23 protein-coding genes are annotated in these 25,870 nt (G+C 71.2%); 11 read left to right on the top strand and 12 right to left on the bottom strand.

Annotated elements, in window-relative coordinates; all coding sequences use genetic code 11:
- Positions 1-19: 19 nt before the first annotated feature.
- Positions 20-922: an arginase family protein gene (locus tag ACTOWY_RS12110; protein ID WP_441309693.1), complete on the bottom strand. Its 903-nt coding sequence runs from the start codon at positions 920-922 to the stop codon at positions 20-22.
- A 69-nt stretch (positions 923-991) separates the two neighbouring features.
- On the opposite strand from ACTOWY_RS12110, the gene ACTOWY_RS12105 reads away from it, so the two are divergent.
- Positions 992-1,870, top strand: coding sequence for an ABC transporter ATP-binding protein (locus ACTOWY_RS12105; protein ID WP_247761583.1), 879 nt, complete (start codon positions 992-994; stop codon positions 1,868-1,870).
- Entirely contained in the window at positions 1,867-2,916 is a 1,050-nt protein-coding gene (locus ACTOWY_RS12100) for a hypothetical protein (protein ID WP_441309692.1), read from the top strand. Before ACTOWY_RS12105 ends, ACTOWY_RS12100 begins: the two co-directional genes overlap by 4 nt.
- A gap of 3 nt (positions 2,917-2,919) precedes the next feature.
- Here ACTOWY_RS12100 and ACTOWY_RS12095 read toward each other — a convergent pair whose 3' ends face one another.
- Positions 2,920-3,564, bottom strand: coding sequence for a hypothetical protein (locus ACTOWY_RS12095; protein WP_441309691.1), 645 nt, complete (start codon positions 3,562-3,564; stop codon positions 2,920-2,922).
- A 111-nt stretch (positions 3,565-3,675) separates the two neighbouring features.
- Here ACTOWY_RS12095 and ACTOWY_RS12090 point away from each other — a divergent pair, with 111 nt between their 5' ends.
- Together ACTOWY_RS12090 and ACTOWY_RS12085 are read left to right on the top strand one after the other, a co-directional pair.
- Positions 3,676-5,067 carry an APC family permease gene (locus tag ACTOWY_RS12090; protein WP_441309690.1) on the top strand — a complete coding sequence of 464 codons (1,392 nt, stop codon included), beginning with the start codon at positions 3,676-3,678 and terminating at the stop codon, positions 5,065-5,067.
- Positions 5,068-5,089: 22 nt separating this feature from the next.
- Positions 5,090-5,995 carry an aldose 1-epimerase family protein gene (locus ACTOWY_RS12085; RefSeq protein WP_441309689.1) on the top strand — a complete coding sequence of 302 codons (906 nt, stop codon included), beginning with the start codon at positions 5,090-5,092 and terminating at the stop codon, positions 5,993-5,995.
- Here ACTOWY_RS12085 and ACTOWY_RS12080 read toward each other — a convergent pair.
- The gene (locus ACTOWY_RS12080) at positions 5,979-6,791 is read right to left on the bottom strand and encodes an alpha/beta fold hydrolase (RefSeq protein WP_441309688.1); all 813 of its coding nucleotides are present in this window, start codon (positions 6,789-6,791) and stop codon (positions 5,979-5,981) included. The genes ACTOWY_RS12085 and ACTOWY_RS12080 overlap by 17 nt on opposite strands.
- A gap of 95 nt (positions 6,792-6,886) precedes the next feature.
- On the opposite strand from ACTOWY_RS12080, the gene ACTOWY_RS12075 reads away from it, so the two are divergent.
- From ACTOWY_RS12075 to ACTOWY_RS12055, 5 genes are all read left to right on the top strand, one after another.
- Entirely contained in the window at positions 6,887-7,753 is an 867-nt protein-coding gene (locus ACTOWY_RS12075; protein WP_441309687.1) for a class I SAM-dependent methyltransferase, read from the top strand.
- 54 nt (positions 7,754-7,807) lie between these two features.
- Positions 7,808-9,028: an amidohydrolase gene (locus ACTOWY_RS12070; protein ID WP_441309686.1), complete on the top strand. Its 1,221-nt coding sequence runs from the start codon at positions 7,808-7,810 to the stop codon at positions 9,026-9,028.
- Positions 9,025-9,963 carry a carbohydrate kinase family protein gene (locus ACTOWY_RS12065; protein WP_441309685.1) on the top strand — a complete coding sequence of 313 codons (939 nt, stop codon included), beginning with the start codon at positions 9,025-9,027 and terminating at the stop codon, positions 9,961-9,963. Before ACTOWY_RS12070 ends, ACTOWY_RS12065 begins: the two co-directional genes overlap by 4 nt.
- Before the next feature lie 482 nt (positions 9,964-10,445).
- Complete coding sequence (locus ACTOWY_RS12060) at positions 10,446-11,768, top strand: citrate synthase (protein WP_441309684.1); 1,323 nt, start codon at positions 10,446-10,448, stop codon at positions 11,766-11,768.
- 81 nt (positions 11,769-11,849) lie between these two features.
- Positions 11,850-13,184, top strand: a complete 1,335-nt coding sequence (locus ACTOWY_RS12055) for a cryptochrome/photolyase family protein (protein ID WP_441309683.1) — start codon at positions 11,850-11,852, stop codon at positions 13,182-13,184.
- 163 nt (positions 13,185-13,347) lie between these two features.
- Here ACTOWY_RS12055 and ACTOWY_RS12050 read toward each other — a convergent pair whose 3' ends face one another.
- The 8 genes from ACTOWY_RS12050 to ACTOWY_RS12015 all read right to left on the bottom strand — a co-directional run bounded on the left by ACTOWY_RS12050 (position 13,348) and on the right by ACTOWY_RS12015 (position 22,085).
- Entirely contained in the window at positions 13,348-14,556 is a 1,209-nt protein-coding gene (locus ACTOWY_RS12050) for an ABC transporter permease (RefSeq protein WP_441309682.1), read from the bottom strand.
- Positions 14,553-15,464: an ABC transporter ATP-binding protein gene (locus ACTOWY_RS12045; protein WP_441309681.1), complete on the bottom strand. Its 912-nt coding sequence runs from the start codon at positions 15,462-15,464 to the stop codon at positions 14,553-14,555. Before ACTOWY_RS12045 ends, ACTOWY_RS12050 begins: the two co-directional genes overlap by 4 nt.
- 136 nt (positions 15,465-15,600) lie before the next feature.
- Complete coding sequence (locus tag ACTOWY_RS12040) at positions 15,601-17,409, bottom strand: class I SAM-dependent methyltransferase (RefSeq protein ID WP_441309680.1); 1,809 nt, start codon at positions 17,407-17,409, stop codon at positions 15,601-15,603.
- Entirely contained in the window at positions 17,406-18,581 is a 1,176-nt protein-coding gene (locus tag ACTOWY_RS12035; protein WP_441309679.1) for a glycosyltransferase, read from the bottom strand. The genes ACTOWY_RS12040 and ACTOWY_RS12035 overlap by 4 nt, the downstream gene beginning before the upstream one ends.
- On the bottom strand, positions 18,578-19,342 hold the full coding sequence (locus ACTOWY_RS12030; protein ID WP_441309678.1) for an alpha/beta fold hydrolase: 765 nt from the start codon (positions 19,340-19,342) through the stop codon (positions 18,578-18,580). The genes ACTOWY_RS12035 and ACTOWY_RS12030 overlap by 4 nt, the downstream gene beginning before the upstream one ends.
- The gene (locus ACTOWY_RS12025; RefSeq protein WP_247761599.1) at positions 19,339-19,659 is read right to left on the bottom strand and encodes an acyl carrier protein; all 321 of its coding nucleotides are present in this window, start codon (positions 19,657-19,659) and stop codon (positions 19,339-19,341) included. Before ACTOWY_RS12025 ends, ACTOWY_RS12030 begins: the two co-directional genes overlap by 4 nt.
- Before the next feature lie 222 nt (positions 19,660-19,881).
- A complete protein-coding gene (locus ACTOWY_RS12020; protein WP_441309677.1) occupies positions 19,882-21,471 on the bottom strand; it encodes a glycerol-3-phosphate dehydrogenase/oxidase in 1,590 nt (529 codons plus the stop codon).
- Positions 21,468-22,085 carry a TetR/AcrR family transcriptional regulator gene (locus ACTOWY_RS12015; protein WP_441309676.1) on the bottom strand — a complete coding sequence of 206 codons (618 nt, stop codon included), beginning with the start codon at positions 22,083-22,085 and terminating at the stop codon, positions 21,468-21,470. The genes ACTOWY_RS12020 and ACTOWY_RS12015 overlap by 4 nt, the downstream gene beginning before the upstream one ends.
- A 16-nt stretch (positions 22,086-22,101) precedes the next feature.
- On the opposite strand from ACTOWY_RS12015, the gene ACTOWY_RS12010 reads away from it, so the two are divergent.
- Both ACTOWY_RS12010 and ACTOWY_RS12005 read left to right on the top strand, forming a co-directional pair.
- A complete protein-coding gene (locus ACTOWY_RS12010) occupies positions 22,102-23,754 on the top strand; it encodes an FAD-binding oxidoreductase (protein ID WP_441309675.1) in 1,653 nt (550 codons plus the stop codon).
- A 9-nt stretch (positions 23,755-23,763) separates the two neighbouring features.
- Complete coding sequence (locus ACTOWY_RS12005) at positions 23,764-24,798, top strand: N-isopropylammelide isopropylaminohydrolase (RefSeq protein ID WP_441309674.1); 1,035 nt, start codon at positions 23,764-23,766, stop codon at positions 24,796-24,798.
- On the opposite strand, the gene ACTOWY_RS12000 is transcribed toward ACTOWY_RS12005, so the two are convergent.
- Positions 24,795-25,805 carry an NADP-dependent oxidoreductase gene (locus ACTOWY_RS12000; RefSeq protein ID WP_441309673.1) on the bottom strand — a complete coding sequence of 337 codons (1,011 nt, stop codon included), beginning with the start codon at positions 25,803-25,805 and terminating at the stop codon, positions 24,795-24,797. The two genes, ACTOWY_RS12005 and ACTOWY_RS12000, sit on opposite strands and share 4 nt — an antisense overlap.
- Positions 25,806-25,870: the final 65 nt, after the last annotated feature.

Genomic DNA, 25,870 nt, shown 5'->3' with positions numbered 1-25,870 from the left:
CCAGTGGGCCAGGCCAGGTTCAGCCGGTCGGGGAAGCCAGTGCCCGCACCAGGATGTCGGTGAGCAGCGCGGCGCAGCGGCCCTCGGGGTCCAGGTCCGGGTCGTAGATGCCGAGGTCAAGGCCGAGGCAGCCCGGCGCATGCAGCAGTCCGGCGAGCAGCTCGGTCAGCTCTTCGGCGGTGAGCCCGCCAGGATTGGGTGAGTCCACCGCGGGCATCAGGCTCGCGTCCAGGGTGTCCGCGTCCAGGTGGATCCAGAACCCGTCCAGCCCGGCGAAGCGGTCCCTGGTCCAGGCCGCCACCCCGGCCGCGCCCAGCGCCCGGATGTCCTTGGCGGTGCGCACGCCGATGTCCGTTGTGGACAGTTCGGTGAGGTCCGGCTCGTCCTCCGGGCCCATGCCCAGCAGCACCGCGTCCGCGTCGGCCACCAGTGGGCGCAGCCCGTCCAGATCGGTCAGATCGGCCTGCCCTCGACCGGTGACCAGAGCCAGGGCCTCACCGCCCGCCGCGCCGACCCGGTCGGAGTTGCCAGGGTGCCGGAAGTCCGAGTGACCGTCCACATAGGCCAGTCCGAACCGGCCGGATCGCCGTCGCAGCGCCAGCATCGGACCGAGCGCGATCGAGCATTCGCCGCCGAGCAGCAGCGCCAGCTCACCCCGTTCGTGGATGGCGTCGACCCGGTCGGCCAGCTTCCGCGCGTACGCCGCGATCCGCGCCGCGTGGAAGACCCCGTCGCCCTCCCGCCAGTCGCCCCGGTCGTAGCGCGGGGCCACCAGGCACCCGGCGTCCCTGGCGTCGAGCCTGGTCAGCAGGCCGGCGTCGCGCAGTGCGCCGGGCGCCTTCGCGCAGCCGGGCACGGCGCCCGGCGCCGGCGGGCGCAGGCCCAGGTTGGACGGCGCGTCCAGCACCGCGATGGTCCGCATAGGACCTACTCATACCCGACACGGTGGAATCAGCCCACCGAGTTGTGTCCGGGCGGCTACGGTGGGCCGGTGCTCACTGCGTGGGGCCTGACCAAGGCCTATGAGGGACGTACGGTCGTCGATCAGGTGAGTTTCGAACTCCAGCCCGGCACCGTGACGGCCTTCCTCGGGCCCAACGGGGCCGGCAAGTCGACCACCCTGCGGATGATCACCGGACTCACCGTGCCGAACGCCGGCCGGGCCGTAGTGGCCGGTCGCCCGTTCACCGCCTGGCCCAACCCCTCGCACGTGGCCGGGGTGCTGCTGGACGCCGCCGCGGTGCACCCTGGCCGCAGTGGCCGAGGGCACCTGCGGATGGCCGCCACCCTGGCCGGGGTGCCGCCCCGGCGCGCGGACGAGGTCCTGGAAACGGTGGGCCTGGCCGACGCGGCCACCCGCAAGATCGGCAAGTACAGCCTCGGCATGCGCCAGCGGCTGGGCATCGCGCACGCGTTGCTCACCGACCCGCCGCTGCTGGTGCTGGACGAGCCGATCAACGGCCTGGACCCCGAGGGCATCCGCTCGGTGCGCAACCTGCTGCGCGGGCACGCGGCCAGGGGCGGCACGGTGCTGCTGTCCAGCCACGTGCTCTCCGAGGTGGACCAGACCGCGGACCGGGTGCTGGTGATCGGCAACGGCCGCATCGTCGCCGACGGCCCACTGTCCACCTTGACCACCTCCTCGCGCTCGCTGGTGCGCGCCAGGGACATGAACAAGCTCGCCGAGACCCTGCAACGGGCCGGGATCGCGATCCAGCCCGCGCCGGACGGCCAGATGGCCGCGCACGCCTCGGTCGACCAGGTCTCCGACATCACCTTCGCCGCGGGCATCCCGCTACTGGGCCTGCGCGAGGAACAGATGAACCTGGAGGACCTGTTCTTCCGGCTCACCGGGGGAGGAACGGCATGACCCACGGCTACCCAGGCGGCCAGCCCACGCCGGGCTACCCGCCCCAGCCCACCGGCCCGCAGCCGATGCCCGGCGGCTACCCGGGGCAGCCGATGCCCGGTGGTCCGCAGGGCTACCCGGGTCAGCAGCCCGGTTTCCCGCCCGGCCCGCACACCGGCGGCCAGCCCGCGGTCCATCCCGGTCAGCACCCTGGCCTGCCGGGGCCGCACACCGGTCAGCAGCCCGCCATGCCGCCCGGCCAGCCAGGTCAGCTGCCCGGCCAGCCGGTCCAGGGCCACTCCGGTCCACTGTCCACCGGCCCGTGGGCCGAGCGCGCGGCCAAGCCGGCGAGCTTCCCGCGCCTGGTCCTGGTGGAGTTCCGCAAGCTGGTCGGCACCCGCTCGGACAAGATCGTGCTGGCCTTCGCGCCGCTGTTCCTCATCGGCGTGCTGTGCCTGATCATCCTGCCGCAGTTCTACCTGCGCTCGGCCTCCGACCAGATCCTGCCCAACCTGCTCGGCGTGCAGCTCGGCCAGCTGCTGCTGTTCGTCGCGGTGATCAAGCTGGTCGCCGGGGAATGGCAGTACAAGAGCGTGCAGCCCACCCTGCTGGTGCAGCCTTCCCGGCTGCGCTACATGCTCGCCCAGGTCTCGGTGCTGGCCGGGGTGTGGCTGGCGGGCACCCTGGTGACCTTCATCGCCGGTCCGCTGCTGGTGAAGACGCGCACCGCGATGAACGTGCAGTCCTACTGGCTGGGCATGCGGCCCGGCTGGACGCTCGGCGTGATCGGGCTGGCCACCGCGCTGGTGCTGCTGTCCGCGATGGTGATCGCCACCCTGATCCCGAACACCGCGGCCGCGGTCACCGTGTTCTTCGTGGCGGTGCCGCTGCTGACCTTCGCCAGGGCAGGCCTGCCCGAGATCATCGGCCTGATCTACCCGCTGGAGGCGGCCTACGCGATGGCCGGGCTCGGCGCGGGCATCGCGCAGACCATCATCTCGGTGATCGTCTGGCTCGGCCTGCTGGTGCTCGGCGGGCTGGTGGTCAGCAGGCGCGACGCCGGCTGAGCCTCAGCTCTTGCGGCTGCCGCCATCGGGATCGATGGCGGTCAGCACCTTGGTGGCGAACTCCCTGGCGCGCGGGCAGAGCCGGTCCCGGCTGGTGACCGGGTCGAACTTCTCATCCAGCTTGCGCTGCACCTCGGCGTCGGCGTCCGGAACGTAGATGGTGACCTTGAACGGGGTGGACGAGCCGGTGTCCACCACCAGGTCGCAGCTGGCGTTGTCATAGCCCAGGGTCTGCACCGCGTAGTAGCGCTCGGCCAGGATCAGCCGCTCGAAGTACCGGCCGGTGGCGTCGTCGCCCTTCCACACGTCGGAGAAGAACTTCTCCTCGGACTTGCGGTCGCTCTGCTTGTACTGGGCGATGGAGTACTCGCCCCACTCCTCCTTGCCGATGCAGGCGGAGTTGCCGAAGCCGGTCTTGGGCGTGGCGGTCAGCCCGAGCAGGCTGGTGATGTTCTGCGGCAGCGTCTTGCAGGTGTTGTCGAAGACCGGCGGCCGACTCTTGCGGAAGTCCAGGTTGTCGTAGGCGATCGCGTCCCGCTGCAGCGCGGGCGCGGGTGAGCCCACCGCCGGCTCCGGCGGCGAGGTGCAGGCCGAGGCCACCGCGAGGGTGGCCAGCGTGGCGGAGACCAGGACTGCGCGCTTGCCCATGCCCGGTAGTTCAGCACATTCGGCCCAGCAGGGTGACGATTTGGTGTACCTAGTTCGAAACACGGTCGGGTGGCTCCCGGCACTCGCTGTGACCAGGCACACTTTTTGGTTATGGCGAGCGAAGCGAAAGCCCAGGGGGCTCCCGACACGAACGCCGGTCAGCCCGAGCTGAAGCGGGCCATCGGGTCGAAGCTGCTGCTGTTCTTCGTGATCGGCGACATCCTCGGCACCGGTGTGTACGCGCTGACCGGGACGGTGGCAGGCAAGGTCGGCGGGGCGCTGTGGGTGCCCTTCCTGCTGGCCTTCGTGGTGGCCTTCCTGACCGCGTTCAGTTACCTGGAACTGGTCGGCAAGTACCCGAAGGCCGCGGGCGCGGCGCTGTACACCAACCGCGCCTTCCGGATGCCCTTCCTGACCTTCATGGTGGCCTTCGCGGTGATGTGCTCCGGCATCACCTCGGCCTCCTCGGCGGCGGTGGCCTTCGGCGGCACCTACCTCAAGGCGTTCGTGGAGACCCCAGGCCCGTGGGTGGCCATCGGGTTCCTCGCGCTGCTCGCCTTCATCAACTTCCGCGGCGTCGGCGAGTCGGTCAAGGCCAACGTGGTGCTCACCATCATCGAGCTGTCCGGCCTGCTGATCGTGATCGGCATCGGCGTCTACGCGGTGTACAACGGGATGGGCGAGCCGTCCCGGCTGATCGAGTTCAACACCGCCGACCAGAGCACGCTGATCGCGATCACCTCGGCCACCTCGCTGGCCTTCTTCGCCATGGTCGGGTTCGAGGACTCGGTGAACATGGCCGAGGAGTGCAAGGACCCGGTGCGGATCTTCCCGCGTTCGATGCTGATGGGCATGGGCATCGCGGGCTCGGTCTACCTGCTGGTCGCGATCACCTCCTCGCTGCTGGTGCCCGCGGGCGATCTGGCGGCGGCCAAGAGCAGCGCGCTGCTGAAGGTGGTCCAGATCGGCGCACCGGCCTTCCCGCTGGCGCTGTTCGCCTTCATCGGCATGTTCGCGGTGGCCAACTCGGCGCTGATCAACATGCTGATGGCCAGCAGGCTCGTCTACGGCATGGCCAACGAGCGGATCATCCCGATGCCCTTCGGCAAGGTGCACCAGACCCGGCGCACCCCGTGGATCGCGATCCTGTTCACCAGCATCATCGCGGTGATCCTGGTGTCCACCCTGGACATCAGCATCCTGGGCGGCACCACCGCGCTGCTGCTGCTGATCGTGTTCACCGTGGTCAACATCGCCTGCCTGGTGCTGCGCAAGGAGAAGGCCGCGCACAAGCACTTCAGGGCGCCCACCATCGTGCCCATCCTGGGCGCGGTGACCTGCGCCTACCTGGCGCTGCCGTTCTCCGGGCGGCCGTGGGACGACTACAAGCTGGCCGGCATCCTGCTCGGTATCGGCCTGCTGCTGTGGTTCGTCAACTGGTTCTTCGTCAGCCGGAACAACGGCAAGATCACCTTCGACGCCGCCAACCTCGGCAAGAACTAGAGCCCGTGTTTGACTGCTCGCCGTGACGGTGAATGGCGAGCAGTACGAGATCACCGACGGCCCGGTCCGGGCGGTGATCAACGAGGTGGGGGCGGCGCCGCGGATCCTGGAGATCGGCGGCCTGCCCTACCTGGAAACCTATCCCGATGAGCACGCCCCGCCGATGGGCTGCGGCGCGGTCCTGGTGCCCTGGCCCAACCGGGTGGGCGGCGGGCGCTGGACCTACGCGGGACAGACCCAGCAGCTCGCGCTGACCGAACCGGCCCGCGGCAACGCCAGCCACGGCCTGCTCCGCCACACCTCCTGGCAGCCGGAGTCCCGTTCCGCCGCGGAGATCACCCTGGGCGCGGACGTCAACGTGCAGCCCGGCTGGCCGGTCCGGCTGCGCGCCACGGTGACCTACCGGGTACACGCCGAGGGCCTGACCATCACGCACACGGTGGCCAACCGCGGCCACCGGGAGATCCCGTTCGGCGTGGGCGCGCACCCGTACCCGCGGGCGGGCGCGGCCGCCACCGACGACTGCACCCTGGAACTGGCCGCCACCACCGCGGTCGAACTGGACCCCGAGCGCAAGATCCCCACCGGCGCGCCCACCCCGATCGCCGGCACCGACCTGGACTTCCGCACCGCCCGCCCACTGCGGGACGTGGAGCTGGACACCGCCTTCGGCGGCTGCCTGCCCGCCGCGGACGGCCTGGTGCACCACCTGCTGCGTGGCCCCGGCGGCGGCGTGGAGCTGTGGGCGGACCCGGTGTTCTCCTGGGTGCAGGTCTACACGCCCGGCGGGTTCCCCGGCCGCGGCCGGGCGGTGGCCATCGAGCCGATGACCTGCCCGCCGGACGCGCTGAACAACGGCCTGGACCTGATCACCCTGGAACCAGGGCAGACCTGGTCGGGAAGCTGGGGCATCAGAGCAGTCGGTTGATCTCCGCGGCCACCAGTTCCGGTTGCTGCACCGGAACCTGGTGGTCGGAATCCTCGGCGAGGACGTGCCTGCCGTGCGGGAGCCCGGCGGCGAAGTCCCGGTGCGCGCGGATCAGCAGCGGCCGGAACTTCTTCTCCACCGGCCCCGTGCGGCCAGCCGAGATCACCGTGGTCGGCACCTGGGGCGGGCGCAGCGGCGGCAGTTCGGCCAGGCTCCTGGGCAGCGTGCGCACCTCGGTGGCCGCGGTGTTCAGGAAGCCGGGGCTCAGTTCCTCGGCGAGGATCTCCTTGGCCACCTCGGGCGGGAAGTAGCGCCGCACCCGCCCGTCCAGCAACCACAGCAGCAGCCCGGTGCGGGCCAGCAGCGCGCCGGTCCGGTAGCCGAGGCTGACCAGCCTGAAGTGGCCGTCGTGATGGTAGTGCGGCAGTTCCTCCTGCACCTGGTCCACCAGCACCAGCCCGGCGACCAGGTCGGGCCGCAGGTGCGCGAGGTGCCGGGCGACCACCCCACCCAGGCTGTGCCCGACCAGCACCGCGCGCTGGATCCCTTCGGCGGCAAGGAGATCGAGCAGATCGGCGGTCATCCTGGCCACCGTGCGCCCACCGGGGTCGGGTTCGCTGCGGCCCAGTCCGGCCCGGTCGTAGACCAGGGTGGGCGCCTGGACCAGTGGTTCCACCAGGGTCCAGGTGCCGCGGTTGGCGCCGATGCCGGACTCGAAGACCACCACCGGTTCGCCCGCCCCACGGCGGATCCGGTGCAGCAGACGGCCATCGCGGGTACGCGGGTGCTCGATCATCGCCGCGCAGGGTGCCACGTCCCAAGCGGATGAACCCTGGCAACACGCCGCCGGTCACCTTGGCCGCCCCGCCTGGCCGCTGTTTCACTACCCGAATGGCCCAAATCCAGGTGCAGCTGGGCGATGTCCAGGAAACCCTGCTCGCCACCCTGTACGCCCGCGCGGTCGAGACCGGCAAGAAAAGGGGCCTGCTGCGCGATGAGACCGCGGCCCGGATGGTGTCCCGGATCGACTACGACTTCACCCGCTTCGGCCGCTCGCCGATGCTGCTCGGCTCGGTGCTGCGCACGCTGATCCTGGACGAGTGGGTGCGCGAGTTCATCGACGCGCACCCCGGCGGCACCGTGATCGAGATCGGCGCCGGCCTGAACACCCGGTTCGAGCGACTGGACAACGGGCGGGTGCACTGGGTCGACCTGGACCTGCCGGACGCGATGGCCCTGCGCCGCCGGTTCTTCTCCGAATGCGACCGGCGCAAGCTGCTCGGCGCCTCGGTGCTGGCCGAGGACTGGCCGGATGCCGTCCGCGAGCTGCCCGGACCGTACTTCTTCGTGGCCGAGGGTGTGCTGCTGTACTTCCCGCCCGCCCAGGTCCGGCTCGCCCTGTCCGGACTGGCCCGGCACTTCCCCGGTGCCGGCCTGGCCTTCGACACCGCGGGGCGCTGGCTGGTGGACAACCAGGACGCGCCGGTGTTCGAGAAAACGGTGAACGCCAGCTTCCGCTGGGGCTGCGACGACCCGGCCGAGATCGGCGGCTGGGGCCTCGGGCTGGCCCATCGCGAGTCCCGCACCCTGCTCCAGCTGCCCAAACGGCTGGCCCGCTCGCTGCCGCCGCAGACCCGCGCCACCCTCGGCGTGGTGCGCGCCGCGCTGCGCAGCCGGGCCCGCGGCTACCAGGTCAGCCTGTTCGATCTGGAACCGCTGGTGCCCGAACCGACCGCACCGGGTGACCGGATCACCTGACCGAACCGGACAAGACACTTCGGCCCAGCCGCATCCTCCGTTAGCGTTCCCGCCGTGGACATCGCGATCACCGGTGGATATGTGGTGCCCGTCGAGGGCGAGCCGATCGACGGCGGAACGGTGCTGATCAGCGACGGCAGGATCGTCGCGGTCGGCACCCAGGACGCCGTGGAGGTGCCAGAGGACGCGCAGGTCGTGGACGCGGCGGGCACCTGGGTGCTGCCCGGGTTCGTCGAGGGCCACGCGCACGTCGGCATCCACGAGGAGGCCGAGGGCTGGGCAGGCCAGGACACCAACGAGATGACCGACCCCAACGGCGCCCGGCTGCGCGCGATCGACGCGATCAACCCGGCCGACACCGGCTTCGCCGACGCGCTTTCCGGCGGGGTCACCACCGCGGTGGTGAAACCCGGCTCGGGCAACCCGATCGGCGGCCAGACCGTGGCGCTGAAGTGCTGGGGCCGGACCGTGGACGAGATGGTCGTGGTCAACCCGGCCAGCGTGAAAAGCGCGCTCGGTGAGAACCCCAAGCGGGTCTACGGCGACCAGAAGAAGCTGCCCTCCACCAGGATGGGCGTGGCCGCGGTCATCAGGGACACCTTCGTCAAGGCCCAGGACTACAAGGCCCGGCGGGAGCACGCCGCCGCCGAGCACAAGCCGTTCGACCGGGACCCCACCCTGGAGATCCTGGTCCGGGTGCTCGACCGGGAACTGCCCTGGGCCCAGCACAGCCACCGCGCCGACGACATCGCCACCGCGCTGCGACTGGCCGAGGAATTCGGCTACCGGCTCATCGTCAACCACGGCACCGAGGCGCACCTGATCGCCGACCTGCTGGCCGACCGGGACATCCCGGTGATCATCGGCCCGCTGTTCACCGCCCGGTCCAAAGTGGAGCTGCGCCAGCGCTCGCTGCGCAACCCTGGCCTGCTGGCCAAGGCGGGCGTGCAGATCGCGCTGACCACCGACCACCCGGTGGTGCCCATCCACTTCCTGGTGCACCAGGCCACCCTGGCGGTCAAGGAGGGCCTGGACGCGCGCACCGCGTTGCGCTCCATCACGGTCAACCCGGCCAGGATGCTCGGCCTGGAAGACCGGATCGGCTCGCTCAAGCCCGGCGCGGACGCCGACATCGTGCTCTGGTCCGGCGACCCCCTGGACGTGATGAGCCGCGCGCTGCGGGTCTTCGTGGACGGCCGCGAGGTCTACACCTTCGACGAGCACCGCGGCGAGGGCGTCGTGCTCAGCCCCTACCAGCGAGGAGCCCGTTCGTGATCATCGTCGGCGGCGAGGCACTGGTCGACCTGGTCCCCGATCCGTCCACAATGGACGGTGAGCTGGGGCCGCTGCTGCCGCGGCTGGGTGGTGGGCCGTACAACGTGGCCGTGGCGCTGGGTCGCCTGGACGTGCCGACCGGGTTCGTCTCCCGCCTGTCCACCGACCAGTTCGGCGACGCGCTGCTGGACCGGCTGGTCACCGCGGGCGTGCACGTCGGCGGCGTGCAGCGCGGCGCGGAACCCACCACGCTGGCCGTGGTCGGCCTGGCCGCGGACGGCTCGGCCCGCTACTCCTTCCACACCGAGGGCACCGCGGACCGCCTGGTCACCGACCCCGGCCCGCTGGACTCCCGGGCCACCGCACTGGCCCTGGGCACCCTCTCGCTGGTGCTGGAGCCCGGCGCGAGCGTGTACGAGCAGCTGATGCGGCGGGAGGCCGGGCGCGGCCTGTTCGTCTCGCTGGACCCCAACATCCGGGCCGGGCTCATCCCGGACGCCGAGGTATACCGGGCCCGGTTCCGGAGCTGGCTGCCGCACGTCACCCTGCTCAAGCTGTCCGTGGAGGACGCCGCCTGGCTGGCCGGCGGCGACCCGGCGGCCGCGGTGGCGGACTGGCTCACCGCCGGTCCGGCCGCGGTCGTGCTCACCAGCGGCGGCGAGGGCCTGACCGTGCACACCGCCGAGGGACTTACCCTGCACGCGGCGGCGACCGCGGTGGACGTGGTGGACACCATCGGCGCAGGCGACACCGTGCACGCGGCCATCCTGGGCTGGCTGTCCCAGCAAGGTGCGCTGTCCCGGCAGGCGCTGCTCGCGCTGACCGGGCAGCAGTGGACCCAGGCGCTGGAATTCGCCGGCCGGGCCGCCGCGCTGACCTGTTCCAGGGCCGGGGCCGAGCCGCCGTATGCGGCCGAACTCCAGGTTCGCCAATAAGTCGGATTTCACCTGGGAAATAGCGGATTCCGGTGTGTTCCGGCACACCGGACCGATATTTCTCCGTGCTGGATCAAGGCTGATCAAGAATCACCGTGGGTAGCCGAACGGCCCTGCGCGGCCAACTGGTCCAGTCCACTGAGTGACCCCGGTTACTTGCGGGTACCGCGCTACCCGATTGCGATCTTGATCGATGCATCTGGCACTGTAGTGGACGTCACGTACCCCGCTGGCCTGCGGGGATCTGGTCTTGATCGATCGGATTCCCTAGGTTGGACCCCATCGGTTCCACTTAGGTAACCGGACGGGCGTTATGTGATACCTGTCCCAGATGAGCCGCAAGGCCACTCACGCGGCTGCGCTGGGATGTAACGCCCACTAGCGTGACCACTGACAGGACCCCAACGAGGCGGTTGCTGCGGTTGGTGGCAAACCCACCCCGCGCGCGTGAAGCGCCTCGCCTTAGCGTGAGAGGGACTCGCATGCCCGACGCGACGACCGCGCCAGATTCGACGGTGAAACCAGCCAACGTCGCGCTACGTTATGAGGGCGGGGAGCATCCGATGCCGGTGGTCTCGGCCACCGACGGCGCGCCCGGCTTCGAGCTTGGCAAGCTGCTCTCCACGACCGGGATGGTCACCCTCGACCCCGGTTTCGTGAACACCGCCTCCTGCGCCTCGGAGATCACCTACATCGACGGTGACGCGGGCATCCTGCGCTACCGCGGCTATCCGATCGAGCAGCTTGCCGCGCGCTCAAGCTTCGTCGAGGTCAGCTACCTGCTGATCTACGGCGAGCTGCCCACCCAGACGCAGCTCGACGAGTTCACCGGCAAGATCAGCAGGCACACCCTGCTGCACGAGGACCTGAAGCGTTTCTTCGACGGCTTCCCGCGCGACGCGCACCCGATGCCGGTGCTGTCCTCCGCGGTGTCCGCGCTGTCCACCTTCTACCAGGACAGCCTGAACCCGTTCGACGACGAGCAGGTGGACATCACCACGATCCGGCTGCTGGCCAAGCTGCCGACCATCGCGGCCTACGCCTACAAGAAGTCGGTCGGCCAGCCCTTCCTCTACCCGGACAACTCCCTCGGCCTGGTGGAGAACTTCCTGCGGATGACCTTCGGGCTGCCCGCGGAGCCCTACGAGGTCGACCCGGCGCTGGCCCGCGCCCTCGACCTGCTGCTCATCCTGCACGCCGACCACGAGCAGAACTGCTCCACCGCGACCGTGCGGCTGGTGGGCTCCTCGGAGGCCAACCTGTTCGCCAGTGTCTCGGCCGGCATCAACGCGCTGTTCGGCCCGCTGCACGGCGGCGCCAACCAGGCCGTGCTGGAGATGCTGAACAAGATCCACGCGGACGGGGGTGACGTCGACTCGTTCGTGAAGAAGGTCAAGAACAAGGAGGACGGCGTCCGCCTGATGGGCTTCGGCCACCGGGTCTACAAGAACTACGACCCGCGCGCGGCGATCATCAAGAAGACCGCGGACGACGTGCTGGGCAAGCTGGGTGTGCAGGACCCGCTGCTGGACATCGCGCTCAAGCTGGAGGAGTACGCGCTCAGCGACGACTACTTCGTCGAGCGCAAGCTGTACCCGAACGTCGACTTCTACACCGGCCTGATCTACAAGGCCATGGGCTTCCCGACCCGCATGTTCACCGTGCTGTTCGCGCTGGGCAGGCTGCCAGGGTGGATCGCGCAGTGGCAGGAAATGATCAAGGACCCCGCTCGCAAGATCGGCCGTCCGCGCCAGGTCTACATCGGCGCCGGCGAACGCGACTACGCGCCGATCACCGCCCGCTGATCGCCTGACACCACAGAAGCGGCCCCGGTTCGCATCCCCTGCGGATGTGCCGGGGCTGTTTGCTGTGGGTACCTTCCCGGCATGACGGCTGTGCTGTGGTTCCGGCGGGACCTGCGACTGCGCGACCACGCGGCCCTGCTGGCCGCGGCCCAGCGGTCCCCGGCCGCGCTCGCGGTGTTCGTGCTCGACGACGCCCTGCTCCGCCCGTCCGGGCCGGTGCGCCGGAACTTCCTCTACCGCAGCCTGCGCGCGCTGGACGAGCAGCTCGACGGCCGCCTGCTGGTGCTGCGTGGCGATCCGGCGGCGGAGATCCCGAAGCTCGCGGCGGCGGTCGGCGCGGCCAGCGTGCACGTGTCCGCCGACACCGGGCCGTACGGCCGGACCCGGGACGATCGGGTGGCGGAAGCCTTGGCGGACAAGGGGATCGAGTTCGTCCGCACCGGCTCGCCATACGCGGTGACACCCGGCAGGGTGCGCAAGGGTGACGGCACCCCGTTCAAGGTCTTCACCCCGTTCCGCCGCGCCTGGGCCGGCCACGGCTGGCGTGCTCCCGCGGACACTGATTCCTCCACAGTGGACTGGATCGCGCCGGAAGGTGGGGTGCCGATCCCGGCGGCGGAGGACCTCGGCGGGATCGTGTTGCCGGAAGCGGGGGAGCGGGCCGCGCTGGCTGTCTGGGAGTCCTTTGTGGACGAACGGGTGACCAGGTACGCGGAACGACGGGACCGGCCCGACGTCAACGGCACCAGCCGGATCTCGGCCTACCTGCGCTGGGGCCAGCTGCACCCGCGCACCCTGCTCGCCGAACTGGCCGGGCGGGACGGCGAGGGTGTCGAGACCTACCGCAGTGAGCTGGCCTGGCGGGAGTTCTACGCCGATGTGCTCTGGCACCGCCCGGACACCGCCCGCGGCAACTACGACCGCCGCTTCGACCGCATCGAGCACAACACCGACGACGACCTGTTCACCGCCTGGCGGACGGGCCGGACCGGCTTCCCGATCGTGGACGCGGGCATGCGCCAGCTGCTGGCCGAGGGCTGGATGCACAACCGGGTTCGCATGATCACCGCCAGCTTCCTGGTGAAGGACCTCCATCAGCCGTGGTGGCGCGGGGCCCGGCACTTCATGCGGCACCTGGTGGACGGCGATCTGGCCTCCAACCAGCACGGCTGGCAGTGGACCGCGGGCTGCGGCACCGACGCGGCCCCGTACTTCCGGGTGTTCAACCCGGTCACCCAGGGCGAACGCTTCGACCCGGCCGGGGACTACGTGCGCCGGTACGTGCCCGAACTCCGTGCTGTGCCAGGGAAACGGGTGCACCAGCCAGGCGAGGTGCCCGGCTACCCGGCGCCGATCGTGGACCACGCCGAGGAACGCGAGGTCGCGCTGGCCCGGTACGCGGCCACCAGGGACTAGCCGGTGTGTTGGCCGTTGTCGTACCCAGTCTTGGCCGAACTGGTACGCCCTCCGGCCAACACACCGTCCACAACGGCCAACACACCGTCCACAACGGCCAACTCACCGTCCACAACGGCCAACTCACCGTACGAGAATGGCCAACACGGTGGAGATGGGTTCTTCAGGCGGCCTTGAGCGCGTCTCGCAGTTTGACCCGGCCGCCGGTGCGCAACACCGCGCTGGAGTAGATCCGCCCGGCCAGCCGGATGAAGGCGAACAGCCCGGCCACCGTGAGCACCACCGACACCGCGATCTCCCAGCCCGGCGCCACGCCCATCGCGATCCGCGCGGGCATGATGATCGGCGCGAACGGCGGGATCATGGACAGCACCTCCAGCAGCACGCTGTCCGGGCTGCGCGGCAGCATCAGGAAGGTCAGCACCGCGGGCAGCACCGCGGCCATCATCACCGGCTGCACCACCGAGCTGACCTCCTCCTGCCGGGCGACCAGCGCGGCCGAGGCGGCGAAGAGGGTGCCGAAGGTGAAGAACCCGGCCAGGTACCACAGCACCCCGGTCACCAGGGTGCCGGTGATCTGCCCGCCGGGCAGGGTGAGCTGGCCGGTGCTGGTGGCCGCGGTCAGCGCCACCGCGGTGATCACGCTCATCTGCAACAGGCCGGCCAGGCCGATCCCGGCGACCTTGCCCGCCAGCAACTGCCATGGCCGCACCGTGGACAGCAGCAGTTCGACCACCCGGCTGGACTTCTCCTCCACCACGCCCTGCGCCACCGCCATGCCGAAGATCATCAGCGACATGTAGAGCAGCGCGGTGAGGCCGATCGCGATGCCCAGCCGCTGCCCGCGTTCCGGGTCCTCCGGCTCGATCTTGTCCACCTGCACCCTGGCCTCGGCCAGCGTCCGGCGCACCTGCGCCGGGTCCAGCACGGCCTGGGCCTGGGCCAGCTGGGCGTCCAGGGCCTGCTGCCGGACCACCTCGTCCAGACTGCCGCGCACCGCGTCGTTGAGGCCGCTCTTCACCAGCACCCGCAGCGAGCCGGGCGCGCCGCTGACCAGCACGTCGATCGCGCCGTCCTTGAGCTGCCGCTCGCCGTCGGCCGCGTCCGGCACCTCGACGGTGTCCACCTGCTCGCCGAAGCCCTTGGCGGTGGCCTTGAGCTGCTCGGCCACCGCACTGGCCTGACCGGTCAGGCCGACCGTGGACCTGGAGTTGGACTGGCTGATGAAGTAGATGAGGCCGACGTAGGCGCCGATCAGCGCGATGATCACCAGGGTGCTGATCACGAAGGACTTGGAGCGCACCCGGGTGTTCAGCTCGCGGCGGGCCACCAGCCACACCGCGCGGGCCGGGGTCAGGGGGCTGCTGCTCATGCCGGGGATCCCTCGGTGACGACGTTGCGGAACAGTTCGGTCAGCGTGGGGCGGTGCGGGCTGAACTCACGCACCTCGCCGGTGCGCACCGCGGCGGCCAGCACGGTCTGACTGTCCGTGCCGGGCGCCAGCTCGATCAGGAACCGGGACCCGTCTACGCTCAGCTCGGTGACCCCCGGCAGCTCGCGTGCCCAGTCCGCCGGTGCGTAGGGCAGGTCGAGCAGGTAGCGGTCGCTGCCGCCGGTGCGCAGCTCGGCCACCTTGCCGTTGACCACCATCTGTCCACTTCGGATGATCCCGACCCGGTCGCAGAGCCGCTCCACCAGGTCGAGCTGGTGACTGGAGAACATCACCGGCACCCCGGCCGCGCACTTCTCCCGCAGCACCTGGCTCATCACGTCCACCGCCACCGGGTCCAGCCCGGAGAACGGCTCGTCCAGCACCAGCACCTCGGGATCGTGCACCAGTGCCGCGGCCAGTTGCACCCGCTGCTGGTTGCCCAGGCTGAGCTTCTGGACCTCCTCGTCCCGCCGCGGCGCCAGCCCCAGCCGCTCGGTCCACTCCTCGGCCGCCTTACGCGCGCCCTTGGCGGCGAGCCCGTGCAGTTCGGCCAGGTAGACCAGCTGTTCGAGGACCTTCATCTTCGGGTACAGGCCGCGTTCCTCCGGCATGTAGCCGATGTTGCGCCGGGTCTCGAAGTCCACCGGGCGCCCGTTCCAGCGCACCTGTCCAGAGTCGGCGGCCAGCACACCCAGCGCGATGCGCATGGTGGTGGTCTTGCCCGCGCCGTTGCTGCCGACGAAGCCGAACAGCTCACCGGCCCCGATCGAGAAGGTCATCTCCCGCAGGGCGACTACCTCGCCATAGCGCTTGGAGACCCGATCGATCTCCAGCACTGCCTCAGCCACGGCGTTGTCCTCTCGGTTGTCCACTTCGCGCCCTCGGCGCGGGTGCCGGTGTCCACTATCTCCCAGCCAGCCGATAATCGAGCTGATTCCGGGCCGTCGTGAGCAGCCTGACACCCCGCGCCGCGATGCGCAGCCGTCAACCGGCCCGCTGGGCGAGCACCCGGTAGGCGTTGCCGCCGTTGCCGCGCTTGATCACCTGGTGCGCCAGCTTGTCGGTCAGCCAGCTCAGCACCAGCAGTGGCGCGCCCGCCAGCATGATCACCTGGTACCGGGCCCGCCGCCACCAGGTGGACGGCGCCGATCGCCAGGGCTGGTTCGGGTTGCGGGCCAGCCGGTTCAGGCCCAGCGCGAGTGCCATGGTGAGGTCCATCGACTGGTCCGCGCGGCCGCGATCCTGGGCCACCACGGCGAAACCGCGTTCGGTCAGCGCGCGCACCAGGTTCTCCCTGGGGATCATGTGCTGGTGCTGCGGCGGGAACCAGGGCATCCAGTAGGTGCGCAGCAGCCGCCCGTAGCGGGAGGCCGGGTTGGGCACCTCGATGAGCAGGAAACCCCCGGCGGACAACACCTTCGCCGCCGCGTCCAGTTCCTCGAAGGGCTCCCTGGTGTGCTCAAGGTAGTGGAACATGCTGAGCACGTCGTAGCGGCCGGCGAGTTCGGCGGCCAGCTCCGGGAACTGGCCGCGGTAACCGCGGTCCACCCAGCCGCGCCGGGCCGCCTCCTCGATGCCCGCGCCCAGGTCCAGGCCGTCGAAGGCGGTCTCCGGCCAGACCTCGCGGGCGAGGTTGGCGAAGTGCCCGTGCCCGCCGCCCACGTCCAGCCAGGTCTTCGGGGTGGTGAACGGGGCCAGCATCTCGGCCCGCCGCCGGTAGACCGCGGCGCCGGAGGAGAACGCGGTCTCCGCGGTGCGCGCGCCCTCGCCGTCGTAACAGTCGCGGTAGTAGAAGTCGAGGCCGGCCAGGTTGAGCCGGGGGTTCTGGAACACGTGCCCGCAGCCCGCGCAGCGTTCCAGGGTGAACCGGCCGGGCTTGTTCAGCACCAGGTCGGCGCAGCGCACGTGCGGCGAAAGCTGGTCCGAACCGCACCACGGGCAGTCGGGGCGGCGGGACTCGAAGAAGCGCTCGGTGCCCTTGGCGAGTTCGGCGGCGTAGCCCGCGCGCAGTCCGGCCACCCGGTCGCCACGGGTCCTGGTGCGCCACAACGCGGCCAGCGTGCGGGCCCAGTTCGCCGGATCGCGCAGCAGCCGCGACGCGACCTGCCGGTGCAGATCGGCCGGGCGGATCGGGCCGCTCGCGAAGACCAGGTAGGGCTGCAGGCTGAACAGCGCGAGCGCGCCCAGGCCCAGGACCGGTTGCGCGACAACGGAGGTGAGCAGCGCGGCGTAGCAGACCAGCGGTGGCAGCACGGCGCGGAACATCCCGCCTTCGGTGCGCAGCCGCGCGGCGCGCTGAGCCGGGGACTCCGGCAGCCCGCCGAGTCCGGGTGCGACCGCGAAATCCGTTGCGGTGCAGGCCAATCGCTTCAACCGGGTGGTGAGGCCCGCGATGGTCACGGTGTCCGGGTCCGCGGTCAGTTCCTCGCGCTCGGCCACCCGCGGCGCGACCAGCAGCGCGTGCCCGGCCCCGCCCGCACTGGCCAGCCGGGTGGCCAGGAAGTCCTTGCCCAGCCCCGCGCGGGCCAGGTCCAGCGCCCGGGACACGCCCAGGCCGCGCGGGATCAGGTCCAGCACGGCAAGGCCCTGTCGCTGCGCCCAGTCCTCGGCCGCGGCCCTGGTCTGCTCCGGTAGTCGGGCCCCCTGGGCCACCACGAACTGGAACCGGCCGTGCGGGCCGGGTTCCGCATCGTCGAGCACGGGCAGCCAGCCAAGCTGTCCACGCAACCGGAAACCGTTGAGCACCAAGGCGATCATCGTGATCACCGGCAGCCAGCCCAGCATCGAACTCATGTCAGCATCTCCACCTGGTCGGCCGCCGCCGTGGTGCCACCGGCGTCGGCGAAGGACGCCCGGATACGTTCGGCCGCCGCTCGGTACCCGGGGAAGGTCAGCACATCCAGGATCGACTCCCGCAGCTCGGCCGGTCCGACCCGGCCGAACCGCACCCGGCGACCCGCCCCCGCTGCCACCACCTGGTTGGCGATGGTCGGCTGATCGTCGCGGATCGGTGCGACGACCAGTGGCAGGCCATGCGCGAGTGACTCGCACACCGTGTTGTGCCCGCCATGGCATACCACCGCGTCGGTCCTGGCCAACACCTCCAGTTGGGGCACGAACTCCCGCACCAGCACATGGGCCGGGAGTTCTCCAAACAACTTCGGGGGCGCGGCGATGGTGACCTGCAACCGGGAGCCCAGCGGCTCGACCGCGGCGATCACCGCGTTGAGGAAGCGGGCCCCGTTCTCCCGGTCCACCGTGCCCAGGGTGACCAGCAGGTGCTGCCGCCGCCCGTCCAGCCAGTGCCAGGGGTAGTCCACGGTGGCGGTCCGGAAACCGATCGAGGGGCCGACGAAGGCGTAGTGATCGGGGAACTCGTGTTGCGCGCCGACCAGGCAGCGGGTGGTGTAGGCGAGCACCAGGTGCTCGGAGAAACGCAGATCGCCGCGTTCGGCCACGGCCAGCGGCACCCGGTGCGCGCGTTGCAGCCCGTCCAGCTGCTCGCGCACCCAGGCGCCGAACTTGGGCACGGTGGCGAACGGGTCGGTCAGTTCCGCGGAGGTGGTGGCCGAGGTGACCCAGGGCAGCCCGTGCCGCCGGGCGACCACGCCACCGGCCAGCGCCTGCTGGTCCACCACCAGCAGGTCGGGACCGAATCGGCCGACCGCCTGGGTCACCCCCGGCAGGCTGGACTCGGCCAGCGGGATCAGGAAGTCCCGCCAGAGGAACTGGAAGGCGGCTGGTCCGCGTAAGCCGTGCGAGCGGGCGACCACCTCGGTCAGCCAGTCATCCGGCCCGCGCTGCACCGGGATGAGCCGGTCCGGGTCGGGCAGCAGCGGGGCGATCACCTCGCGGTGCCCGACCCAGGCGACCTCATGTCCGCGTGCGGCCAGTTCGTGGCCCAGCGCCACTGTGGGCAGGGTGTGCCCGGCCAGCGGCGGCACCACGAACAGCACCCTGCTCACCGCAACCACCTGGCCAGCACTTCCCTGACCAGGCCGGTCGCCCTGGTCAGCAGCATGTGCGACTGCTCGGGCAGGATCTCCAGCTCCAGCTGCGGCAGGTACTTCTGCAACACGCTGACCTCCGGCAGCAGCTCGGACTCGGATCCGTAGACGGCCAGCACCGGCATCCTCACCATGGCATAGCGCTCCGGGTTGAACGGCTCCTGCGCACCCATGTCCGCGACCATGCTGGTGTGCCCGATGAGCTGCTCGACCTGGTTGACCGTCCGGTCCCACTTGCGGCCGCTCATGTGCGTGAAGTTGTGGTCGAAGGCCCCGGCGGCGGCGTCGGTGAGGGTGTCGGCCATCCGCTCGCCCCAGCCTGGGGTGGGCACCAGGGACTCGATCAGCATGATCTTCTCCACCCGGTCCGGGCAGTGCGCGGCGAAGGCCAGCGCGAGCAGGCCGCCGTAGCTGTTGCCGACCAGCCGGACCGGGCGGTGCTCGCCGAGGGCGTCCAGCAGCGCGTGCAGGTCGGTGACCGAATCGTCCAGGGTGTAGCCGGTCGGCGGCCGTTCGGTGCGGCCGTGGCCGCGCAGGTCGTAGCAGAGGGTGCGCGCGCCTGCGGTGGCCGCGGGGGTGGCGAGGGTGAGGTAGAGACCGGAGAGGTTGTCCACGACCAGGCCGTGCAGGAAGACCACCAGCGGGGCGTCAGGGCGAGTGTCCGGAGTGGCCAGGGGCTGGACGTGGAAGGTGAGGTTGTTGGCCCTGACCTCGGTCATGGGGCGGCCCCGCGCTCGCCTGCCAGGCAGTCGGCGAGGTAGCGGACCAGGTGGCCGACGGTCAGTCCGACGGTCTCGGCCACGTCCTTGTCGGCTAGGAAGGCGGCGAAGTTGACCCGGCTGCCGTAGTGCTCGCGCAGCTTGGCCGAGAGCGCGACGAACTCGATGCTCTCCAGCTCCAGGTCCTCGTTGAACGAGGTGTCCATCTCGATCTCGATGCTCTGCGCGTACTCCTGGCCGATCACGGCCGTGAGCAGCTCGGTCACCGTGGCGAGCACCTGCTGCTCCACCGCGGGCGCCAGATCTGCGTAATTCATCGCGTTTCACTCCTGTCACGGTGGCTGCGAACACCGGTGATGACGGGACACCGCGGACGTGGGCCGCAGGGGGCCGTCCTTTGTGGAGGGTCCAAGGCGGTGCTTTCCCCAAGGTGACAGGATTCAAGCCGGAAATGCCTGTGGTTGCGGCGAAAACGCCGCCAAGACAACCCGCTTGAATGACGCCGCAAGCAAATTGGTCGCGGCGGCTACGCTGTGTCGTCAGAGACCCTCGTGCGCCTTGCGCACCAGCTCGGTGACGGAGTCCAAGGCCCGCAACCGATCCGCGGGCACCAGGCCGATCCGGCTGCGCCGGTCCAGCACGTCGTCGGCGTCCAGCGCGCCCTCGTGCCGCACCGCCCACACCACCTCGGCCGCGGTGACCCCGAGTCCGTCGGCGACCTCGGCGCCCAGTCTGGGGTCGAGCTGGGCCAGCGCGGACAGGCGCACGGCTTCCGCGCCATAGCGGGCAACCAGCCGCGGCGCAGCCTCCATTGTGGACAGATATTCGGCTGGCGCGGCGCCGACCAGCGGAACCTGGGTGCTGCGCGAGGGACCCGCGGTCAGGCCACGCCGGGTGATCGCGGCGTCCACCGCGTCCGCGGCCATTTTCCGGTACGTGGTGAGTTTGCCGCCCACCACCGTGGTCACTCCGTCCGGCGAGGTGAGCACGGCGTGTTTGCGGGAGAGGTCCGCGGTGCGGCCACGAGTACCCGGAAGATCGATCAAGGGGCGCAGACCGGCGAACGCGCCGAGCACATCGGCCGGCCCGAGCCGCCGGGCCAGCACGGTGTTGGCCACGTCCAGCAGGAAGTCCACATCGGCCTGCGGGACCTCGGGCACCTCCGGCGCCGGGCCGTCCATGGGTTCGTCGGTGAGGCCGAGGTAGACCCGGCCGTCGAGCTGGGGCAGCAGCAGCGCGAACCGGTTGCGCTCGCCGGGCACCGGCACGGTCAGCGAGGTGCCGCCGATGCCCACCGTGCCCGCGTCCAGCACCAGGTGGGAGCCCCGGGAGGGCCGCAGCCGGACCCCGGGGACCAGGCGGTCGGCCCACACGCCGGTGGCGTTGACGACGGCCTTGGCCCGGATGGTGACGGTCGCGCCGGTGAGCCCGTCCACGATCTCGCCGCCCGCGCCGTCCAGGCTGAGCGCCCTGGCCCTGGTGATGATCCGGGCGCCGAATCCGGCCGCGGTGCGGGCCAGCGCGACCACCAGGCGCACGTCGTCGACCAGCTGGCCGTCGTAGGAGAGCAGGCCGCCGCGCAAGCCGCTCACTCGCAGGCCGCCGGCCAGCGCCAGCGCCTCGGCGGCCGGCACCCGGCGGGGCGGCGGCAGCAGGGCTCCCGGCGTGCCAGCGGTGCGTCGCAGCAGGTCACCGGCGCGTAGTCCGGTCATCAGCACGGTCTCGTTGCCGCGGCTGACCCCGGCGCCGCGGGCAGCGCGGTGCAGCGGGATGAGCTGGGGCAGGGTGCGTACCAGGTGCGGGGCGGTGCGGGTCATCAGCAGGCCGCGTTCGACCGCGCTCTCCCTGGCCAGCGCCACATCGCCCTTGGCCAGGTAGCGCAGGCCGCCGTGCACCAGCTTGCTGGAGAACCGGGAGGTGCCAAAGGCCAGGTCGTACGCCTCGACCAGGGCCACGGACAGGCCACGGGCGGCCGCGTCCAGGGCGACCCCGGCGCCGGTGACGCCGCCGCCGACCACGAGCAGGTCGACCTGGTTCCCGGCGGCGAGCCAGGCCAGGTCGGCGGCCCGCCGGGTGGCGTTGAGCGAGGTCGCGCGCAGGGATCCGGTGGGCAGCGTGGGCACGGTCATGGGCGCAGCACCGCGTCCAGGCCGTGCCGCAGCTCGGCCAGCAGACCGGTCTCGTCCGGTTCGGCCACGGCCAGGCGCAGCGAGAACACCACCGACTGCACCATCAGGAACAGCAGCCTGCACTGCGCGGCCACGTCGCCGGGCCGCACCGAGCCGTCCGCGTGCCCGGCGAGGACCTGTTCGCGCAGGAACTGCTCGGCCAGCCGCTGGGTGCTGCCCACCCGTTGCACCAGGTAGGGCAGCAGCAGTTCGGGGTCGACCTCCAGGATGGTGCGCATCAGCGGGTTCACCGCGACCGCGTGCCCGGCGGCCACCGCCCCGGCGACCAGCCGGGCCCGTGCGCTGGGCTCGGCGGCGGCCTCGGCGGCGACCGCGCTGAGCAGGCCGCGGAACTCGCGGGTGAGCAGTGCGGCGACCAGGCTGGTGACATCCGGGAAGCGCCGGTACAGGGTCATCCGGCTCACCCTGGCCCGCCGGGCGACCTCGGTGAGCGTGGTGCGGCGCACGCCGACGGCCAGCACGCAGTCCTTGGCCGCGGCGAGCAGGACCTCGTCATCCACCCGCTGGCCGCGGACCACCGGTGGCGCTTCGGAGGTGTGACACTCGGACCCCATGTGTCACACTGTAGCGGTGACCGAGCGCATCGACCACACCCTCCGCAATACCTGGACGCCCGAGGGCGCGAAGGCGGCCCATCTGCCGCCGCACGCGCTGCGCTGGCTCCGCTCCCGCATCGGCCTGGCCGAGGTGGCCACCCCGGTCGGCCCGGCCTCGCTGCACACCGTGGCCGACTCGGCGCTGCCCCCGGCCGCGCTGGCCGCCCTGGTGGCGGTGGTCGGCACCGCGGGCGTGCTGACCGACCGGGACGCCAGGCTCGGCCGCTCCGGCGGACTGTCCTATGTGGACCTGATGCGGCATCGCGGCGGCGGCGAACCCGCGGTGCCGGACGCGGTGGTGCTGCCGGGCGATCCCGAGCAGGTGCAACGGGTGCTGGCGGTCTGCGTCGAACACGGCGTCGCGGTGGTGCCCTTCGGCGGCGGCACCTCGGTGGTCGGCGGAGTCAACCCGCTGCGCGGGGACAAGGCCTCGGTGATCGCGCTGGACCTGCTCCGGCTGGACAAGCTGGTCTCGGTCGACCCGATCTCGCACACCGCGGTCTTCCAGGCCGGGGTGCGCGCGCCGGAGGCGGAACGGCTGCTGGAGGTGCACGGCTTCACCCTCGGCCACTTCCCGCAGTCCTTCGAGCGAGCCACCCTCGGCGGGTTCGCCGCCACCCGCTCGGCCGGGCAGGCCTCGGCGGGCTACGGCCGGTTCGAGGACATGGTGCACGCGCTGCGGCTGGCCACCCCCGCCGGTGAGCTGCGACTGGGCGGCAGCCCGGCCTCGGCCGCGGGCCCGGATCTGAAACAGCTGGTCATCGGCAGCGAGGGCACGTTCGGCGTGATCACCGAACTGACCCTGCGGGTACGCGAGGCGCCGACCTTCCACCACTACGAGGGCCTGGTCCTGGACGGCTGGGAACGCGGTGCGCTGGCCCTGCGCGCACTGGCCCAGCAACGAGTGCTCGCCGATGTCACCCGGCTGTCCGACATGGACGAGACCGAAGCCTCCCTGGAACTCGCCGGTGGCTGGAAGGGCAAGGCACTGCGCTCCTATCTGCGCACCCGCGGCGTGGTCGCGCCCTGCCTGCTCATCCTCGGCTGGGAGACCACCTCCCCGCGTGAGCTGGCCACCCGGCGGCAGGCCGCGCTGCGCGCACTGCGCGAGTTCAGCCCGGTGCGGCTGGGCCGCCCGCTGGGCGAGGCCTGGCGCAAGGGCCGCTTCGGCGGACCCCGGCAGCGGGACCTGCTGCTGGACGCCGGGGTGTGCGTGGAAACCCTGGAGACCGCCACCAACTGGGCAGGCCTGGCCGCGCTGCGCACCGGCGTGCGCGGCGCGCTCACCGACGCGCTGAGCACCGCCGGTTCGCGTCCGGTGGTGATGTGCCACGTCTCGCACGCCTACGAGACCGGCGCCTCGCTGTACTTCACCGTGCTCAGCCCCCGCGCCGAACAGGCCCCCCTGGACCAGTGGCACCGCGCCAAGACCGCGGCCTGCGAGGCCATCGTCAACCACGCGGGCACCATCACCCACCACCACGCGGTCGGCGTGGACCACGCGCCCTGGCTGGCCGCCGAGGTGGGCGAACTGGGGCTGGACGTGCTGCGCGCGGTCAAGGACCGGCTTGATCCGACTGGAGTTCTTAATCCCGGAAAGCTGGTGCCGCCAGTGGGCAGGCCCTAAAGTCCGGAAATGGCCGGTGATGTGCTGATCCGTTCCGTCCGCCCGTGGTCCTCCGCGGCCGACACCCCGGCGATCGACGTGCTCTGCCAGGCCGGGGCGATCGCCGCGCTGGGTCCCGATCTCACCGCGCCACCAGGGATTCCCGAGGTCGACGGCGGCGGCGGAGTGCTGCTGCCCGGTCTGGTCGCCGCGCACGTCCGGCCGCGGCCGGGACAGGCCGAGGCCACCCTGACCCGGCTGGTCGAGGCCGGGGTCACCCTGGCCAGGGTGCACGGACCGGCCGAGGACCTGGACGAGGTGCTGGCCGCGCGCGAGCTGTTCGCGGACCGGGCCCGGATCCAGGTGGTGGCTTTCGTGGCCGGTGGGCTCATCCGCGAGGAACGCGGCGAGAAACTCCTGGACGCCGCGGTGGCCGCGGGCGCGGACCTGCTCGGCGGGCTCGACCCGGCCGGGCACGACCGCGATCCGGTGCGTCACCTCGACCTGCTCTTCGAGCTGGCGCAACGGCATTCCACCGGCATCGACCTGCAACTGCGCGACCCCGGCGAACTGGGCGCCTTCGAGATCGAGCTGATCTGCGACCGGGTCGCCGCACTGGGCATGCGTGGCAGGGTCACCCTCTCGCACTGCCTCGCACTGTCCACAGTGGAGGATCATCGGCGCGAGCTGCTGGCCGAACTGCTGGCCGAGCACGGCATCTCGGTCACCACGCTGGCCACCGCCTGGGGCGATCCGTTGCCGCTGCGCCGGTTGCGCTGGGCCGGGGTGCCGGTCGGGCTTGGCGATGACGGCGGCGATCTGCTCGACCAGGCCTGGTTGCTGGCCCAGGCCAACGAGTTCGAGCGGGACGACGAGGTCGAGCTGTGCGCCGACGTGGCCACCAGGGACGGCGCGCGGGCGCTGCGGGTCGGCGGCTACGGCGTGATCGAGGGCGACCGGGCGGACCTGATGGTGCTGGCCGCGGACTCGGTGGCCGAGGCGGTACGGCAACGGCCGCCGCGCACCCTGGTGGTGCACGACGGCCGCGTGGTCGGCGGGGGTTAGATCGTCACCAGCATCTTGCCGGTGTTGACGCCCTTGAGCAGGTCCAGGAACGCCTGCGGGGCGTTGGCCAGACCTTCCACCACGGTCTCCCGGTAGCTGATCTTGCCCTCGGCCAGCCAGCTGCCGACCTCGGTGAAGAACTGCTCCTGCATGTCCTGGTACTCGTTCACGATGAAGCCGCGCAGGCTCAGGCCCTTGCCGATGATCTGGATCATGTTGCGTGGGCCGGTGGGCTCGCCCTTCTCGTTGTACTGCGAGATGGCCCCGCACAGCGCGAACCGGCCGCCCGGCTTGGCCGAGCTGAGCGCGGCCTCCAGGTGGTCTCCGCCCACGTTGTCGAAGTAGACGTCGATGCCCTCGGGCGCCGCCTCGGCCAGCAGCTCGTGGACCGGGCCGTCCTTGTAGTTGAAGGCCGCGTCGAAGCCCAGCTCCTTGACCAGGTACTCCACCTTCTCCGCGCTGCCTGCCGAGCCGATCACCCGGGAAGCGCCCTTGAGCTTGGCGATCTGGCCCACCAGTGAACCGACCGCGCCCGCCGCGCCGGAGACGAAGACCACGTCGCCCTCGCGGAACTGACCCGCGGCCAGCAGTCCGGCGTAGGCGGTCAGGCCGGGCATGCCCAGCACGCCGAGGAAGGCGCCCGCGGGGGCCAGTTCCGGGTCCACCTTGACCGCGTGCTTGACCGCGACCATGGCGTACTCGCGCCAGCCGCCGAAGTGCAGCACCAGGTCGCCGACCTGGTAGTCGGGGGAGTTGGACACCACGACCTCGCCGACCGCGCCGCCCTGCAGCGCCTTGCCCAGCTCGAACGGCGGGGAGTAGGACTTCACGTCGTTCATCCGGCCGCGCATGTACGGGTCGACGCTCATGACCTTGTTGCGCACCAGCAGCTCACCCTCGCCTGCAGTGGGCACCTCGGCCTGGACCTGGTCGAAGTTGTCCAGGGTGGGCCAGCCCTCGGGACGGGAGGCGAGACGGATTTCCAGGCCGGTGGACGGGGTGGTCATGCGGTGCTCCTCAACTGAGAATGTGTCACTCACTGACAAAAAACATACCATGACAATAGGCGTTC

Origin of the sequence: Crossiella sp. CA198, assembly GCF_052078295.1 — a bacterium.
Classification (GTDB): Bacteria; Actinomycetota; Actinomycetes; order Mycobacteriales; family Pseudonocardiaceae; genus Crossiella.
Note: the sequence above shows the minus strand (reverse complement) of the source record. Positions and strands in the feature narration are given on the sequence as shown.